Here is a 4,881-nt window from a genome sequence, read left to right as displayed (position 1 = left end):
GGGATATTGGGTACACCGGACATGCCGGTGGCGAGAATCAACTGGGTAGGCTGTAAAGTCACTCGCTCTCCATCGCGCTGCACTTCAACCTTCCACGTGCCACTTTGCTCGTCAAAGCTGGCGCTCACGCATTCTGTGCGCGGCCAATAATTGAGCTCCATGACTTTGGTGTACATCTCCAACCAGTCGCCAATCTGGTCTTTTGGGGTGAAGACTGGCCAGTGATCGGGGAAGGGCAGGTAAGGCAAATGGTCGTACCAGACAGGGTCGTGCAGGCACAGCGACTTGTAGCGACCGCGCCACTGATCGCCAGGACGCTCAGCCTTGTCGACGATCAGGGTTGGCACGCCCATTCGCTTTAGCCGCGCAGCGAGCCCCAGCCCACCCTGGCCGCCGCCCACGATCAGGCAGTAAGGTTGGGAGGTGATGCCTAGCGAAGCTTCTTCATCACGACGGCGTTCTAGCCAGTTGCGTTTGTCGGTATGGGCGTGCCCATGATTGGCACCCATTGGACGACGGCGGCCGCTGGGTTCTTCAAAGCCTTTGAGCTCGCGCATGGTCGTCAGCAGCGTCCAGCACAGACCCTCCTTTAGGCGCACGTAGCCTTTACCTCGCGCAGCATCGGTTTCCAGGCTGATCCAACCTTCGAGCACACCGTTATTCAGCGTCGCCTCACCTTCAACTTTCCACCTCTCAGGGCGAGTCTGGTCGAGGCGTGTTTCGAGCATGTCTCGGATGGCAGGCTTGCCTTCCAGGGTCACTAAGTTCCAGCTGAAAAGTAGCAGGTCACGCCAGTGACACTCTTTGGCAAACAATTCCAGCGCGCCGTCCAAATCACGTTGGGCGAGACGCTCGCCGAGGTTTTCGACCCAAGCCGCGAGTTGAGCAGTTGGCGTTTGCAGAGGTGTTTCGATAGCGATGTTCATGGGGCTTCTCCCGTTCTTGTTGTTTTTGTAACAACTTGCCCCAGAGCAAGGCCCGGGCCATCTTTGCGAAAGCCCCATTCCAGAGCGGCTGCTTCAGCTTTGCTCAGGCTGTGATTCGCAACTCTGTCACGATTCTGGGAATGGCGGATGACAGAGTGTCACGCGGCGCAAAGAGCGCTCGTTGCAGTCTTTTCATATAAGCTGCAAACAGCCCCGTGTCCTGACCGTAGCGGAGAACAAGAACAATGAAGCCGGCCTTGATCAACGCCCATGCACAGCAAGTGCTACAAGCCGTGCAGGGGACTATCGCCAGCCACAGCCCAACTGCTGACCTGGCCATCACACGATCCTGGCGCCGGTGCCTGGATCAATATCAGCTCGATCCCGCCAGCCGCCGCGCGCCTAATGTGGTTGAACAACCACGCTTGCAGGATCACCGTGCGCCACTGGAACACATCATTGACGTGGCGCACTGGCAGATGAACAGTTTGCACCAACAGCTCGGGCGTGACGGCCACGTGGTGCTGCTCACCGATGCTCGCGGTGTTGCGATCGACAGTGTGTTCAACGAATCCGAGCGAGCCGAGTTCCAGCGTTCCGGGCTGTGGCTTGGCTCGGTATGGAGCGAGGATTACGAGGGCACCAATGGTGTCGGCACCTGCCTGGTCGAGCGGCAGCACGTCACCATCCGACGTGATGAACACTTCCGGGGCAAGCACGTCGGCTTGACCTGTTCAGCGAGCCCGATATTTGATGCGAGCGGAGAGTTGCTTGCCGTGCTCAACCTCTCTTCAGTGCGAGAGGAGCACAGTCTTCAGCAACACTTCCAGGCCATGGCGTTGACCAACCTGTCAGCCAAGTTGATCGAGAGTTGTTTTTTCTTGGGGCATGATCCGCAGCGATACTTGCTGCGCTTCCACCCTGAGGCAGGCTTCGTTGGGCTGCTGGGTGAAGGTCTGCTCAGTTTCGACGAGAGCGCCCACATCTGTTCAGTCAATCAAGTTGCGCTGGATCTGTTGGGCCTCAGCCGTGACGACGTGGTCGGGCAATCCCTGACGATGCTGATGGAAACACCTATCGAACAGGTGATGAGTCAGGCCAGCACTCAGCCGAGCGTCTGTTGGCCAATGCGGCTGGTGGATGGACGCCTGTTCTACGGGCAACTGCGAGAACCCACACACCCGATGCCCTTAGTTGTCCCCGCGTCCCCCCAAATCAACGACGTGCATGTGTGCCTGGAAGACCCGCGCCTGCAACGCGGCTTTGCTCGCGCGCTGCGCGTTTTGGAGCGTGACGTTCCGGTGTTTTTACAGGGGGAAACCGGTACGGGCAAAGAAGCTTTTGCAGCGGYGCTGCATCGCGCCAGTTCACGAGCGTGCCAGCCTTTTGTAGCGATCAATTGCGCGGCCATTCCAGAAACGCTGATCGAAAGCGAGTTGTTCGGTTATCGCGGCGGTAGCTTTACCGGCGCACGCAAGGACGGGATGATCGGTAAGCTGGAGCAGGCCCACGGCGGCATTCTATTCCTGGATGAGATCGCCGATATGCCACTGGCTTTACAGACTCGCCTGCTGCGTGTGTTGGAGGAACGGCAGGTCGTACCGCTAGGCGGCGCGACGGCAAGTCCGCTCGACGTACGCCTCATCAGTGCCAGCCACCAGGATCTTCACACCTGTGTAGCCGAAGGGCGCTTTCGCGAGGATCTTTTCTATCGAGTTGCCGGGTTCGCCGTGCAGCTCCCGCCGCTGCGCGAACGATCAGACAAGGGTAGCTTGCTCGACCATCTGCTGCGCGAAGAGACAAAGGGTGCAAGGATCCGGCTGGAGGCGGGCGTCAGAGAGCGCTTGTTGGCGCAGCCTTGGCCGGGCAATGTCCGGCAGCTGCGTACGTGTCTGCGCACACTGGTAGCGTTGTCGTTGGAGGGGCGTGTCACTCTAGACGACTTGGCGGAGTTGCTGCCGACAGTACCTGCGACAGTCGCGTTGGCCGAAAATCCGCTTGGCGTATCCGAACGCCAGACGCTGCTGACGTTGATTGAGGCGCAACACTGGCATATCGCCAATGTTGCCGCTCGCCTGGGGATCAGCCGCAATACGCTCTATCGCAAACTGCGCCATCACGGTATTTCACGACCCGGTTGAATGCAGAATGACATCTTCGCGTTTCCTGCCTCTGTGGACTTGGACTGAGTCGATAGAGGTCGAGCAGGAGAGGGCGCTAATTTGTGGAACAGCAGATTTTCTCCAGCCCGCCTGAAAGATCAGTTGAGAAATTCAATGTCATCAGTTGTCAGTGTTGAAACGCTTTGGATCGATACGCCGCATGGGCGGCTGTTTACTCGACGCTGGTTCCCGGCGGGCGAGGAGGGCAGTCAGCTCAAACCGCCGATTATTCTGTTTCATGACTCCCTTGGATGTGTCGAATTGTGGCGAGATTTTCCCGAACGACTCTGTCAGGTAACGGGTCATGAAGTAATTGCCTACGACCGACTCGGCTTCGGGCAGTCGGATCCACACCCTGACAGTTTGCCGATGCATTTCATACGCGACGAAGCTGAGCGCTTCTTTGCCGTTATCAAATCCGCGTTGCAAATCGACCGCTTTATCGCCATGGGCCATAGCGTTGGTGGTGCGATGGCGGCGTGTTGTGCATCCTTGTATCCGCAGAGCTGTGTTGCATTGATCACCGTTTCTGCACAAGCGTTTGTTGAGGAGCAGACGCTGCGCGGTATCAAGGAAGCCAAGGTGCAGTTTGAAGGGGCCGGGCAAATGGTGCGCCTTGAGAAATATCATGGCGATAAAGCGCAGTGGGTGCTGTCCGCCTGGACGGATACTTGGCTTTCGGAGTCGTTCAGCGGGTGGACAATTGAAGACACCATCGACGCGATTCACTGCCCGTTGCTTGCGTTACATGGGGAACAGGATGAGTACGGGTCCGAGTTACATCCCATGCGCATTGCCAGGCTTACGAAGTCACTCGGGAAATATCTGATTCTTGAACATTGTCATCATGTCCCACACCGAGAAGCTCCTGACGTCGTTTTGGACGCAGTAGGTCGGCTACTCGAAACATGCCGCTGATGAATGAAAAAATGAGTAGCGAAAGTCCGCGCAACAACGCTGAGCGTCCTCGAATACCACGCACGATTTGGGCGTTAGGCTTTGTCAGCCTATTCATGGATCTATCGTCTGAGTTGGTACACAGTTTACTGCCTGTGTTTATGGTCACTACGTTGGGTGCGAGTGCATTGACCGTCGGGGTGATCGAGGGGATTGCAGAGTCGACCGCGATGCTCGTCAAGATATTCTCTGGTGCAATCAGCGACTTTATTGGTCGGCGCAAAGGATTGCTGCTGCTTGGATATGGTTTAGCCGCTCTGAGCAAACCGCTTTTTCCTCTGGCACACTCGGTTGAAGTGGTCTTTACCGCACGCTTTCTGGATCGCATCGGCAAAGGCATTCGTGGTGCACCACGAGATGCCCTGGTTGCAGATGTGTCGCCACCAGAAATCCGTGGTGCCTGTTTTGGGCTGCGACAGTCGATGGATACCGTAGGGGCTGTTCTTGGCCCCGCTCTGGCCATTTTACTGATGCTATGGCTCGCCGATATCCAGCTTGTGCTGTGGTTTGCAGTGATCCCGGCAACAATAGCGGTGGCTCTCATTTTCGTTGGAGTAAAGGAGCCCGTACATGCCTCCAGCGAGCGCAAATTCCGATCTCCCATTCATTGGAGAGTCCTTCAAGACTTCTCCACTGGGTATTGGTGGGTCGTCATTATTGGAGGGGTGTTTACACTTGCCCGTTTCAGCGAGGCGTTTCTGGTATTACGGGCGCAGCAGCTAGGTCTGTCGGTCACCTGGGTTCCGCTGGTGATGGTGGTTATGGCGCTTTTTTATACGTTGTCCGCTTACCCTGCCGGTTGGCTATCTGATCATATCAGTCGCACGAAGCTGCTC

General features: G+C 56.9%; 4 protein-coding genes. 3 read left to right on the top strand and 1 reads right to left on the bottom strand.

All coding sequences use genetic code 11. The features are described 5' to 3' along the window. A partial coding sequence (locus AC1DSG_RS27730) for a nuclear transport factor 2 family protein (RefSeq protein WP_477793729.1) occupies positions 1–926 on the bottom strand: 926 nt, incomplete at its 3' end. Positions 927–1,171: 245 nt separating this feature from the next. Between AC1DSG_RS27730 and AC1DSG_RS27725 the strand changes: the two genes are divergently transcribed. From AC1DSG_RS27725 to AC1DSG_RS27715, 3 genes are all read left to right on the top strand, one after another. Continuing rightward, positions 1,172–3,067 (top strand): sigma-54-dependent Fis family transcriptional regulator, encoded by a 1,896-nt coding sequence (locus AC1DSG_RS27725; RefSeq protein WP_477793728.1) that lies wholly within the window; start codon positions 1,172–1,174, stop codon positions 3,065–3,067. A gap of 135 nt (positions 3,068–3,202) precedes the next feature. Beyond that, complete coding sequence (locus AC1DSG_RS27720) at positions 3,203–4,006, top strand: alpha/beta fold hydrolase (protein ID WP_477793727.1); 804 nt, start codon at positions 3,203–3,205, stop codon at positions 4,004–4,006. An 11-nt stretch (positions 4,007–4,017) separates the two neighbouring features. Continuing rightward, positions 4,018–4,881: MFS transporter (locus AC1DSG_RS27715; protein WP_477793730.1), on the top strand; the 864-nt coding region annotated here is incomplete at its 3' end.

The sequence above is a fragment of the Pseudomonas sp. P5_A12 genome (assembly GCF_056400685.1).
The sequence above is the reverse complement of the archived record's forward strand: the minus strand, read 5'-3'. Positions and strand labels throughout refer to the sequence as shown.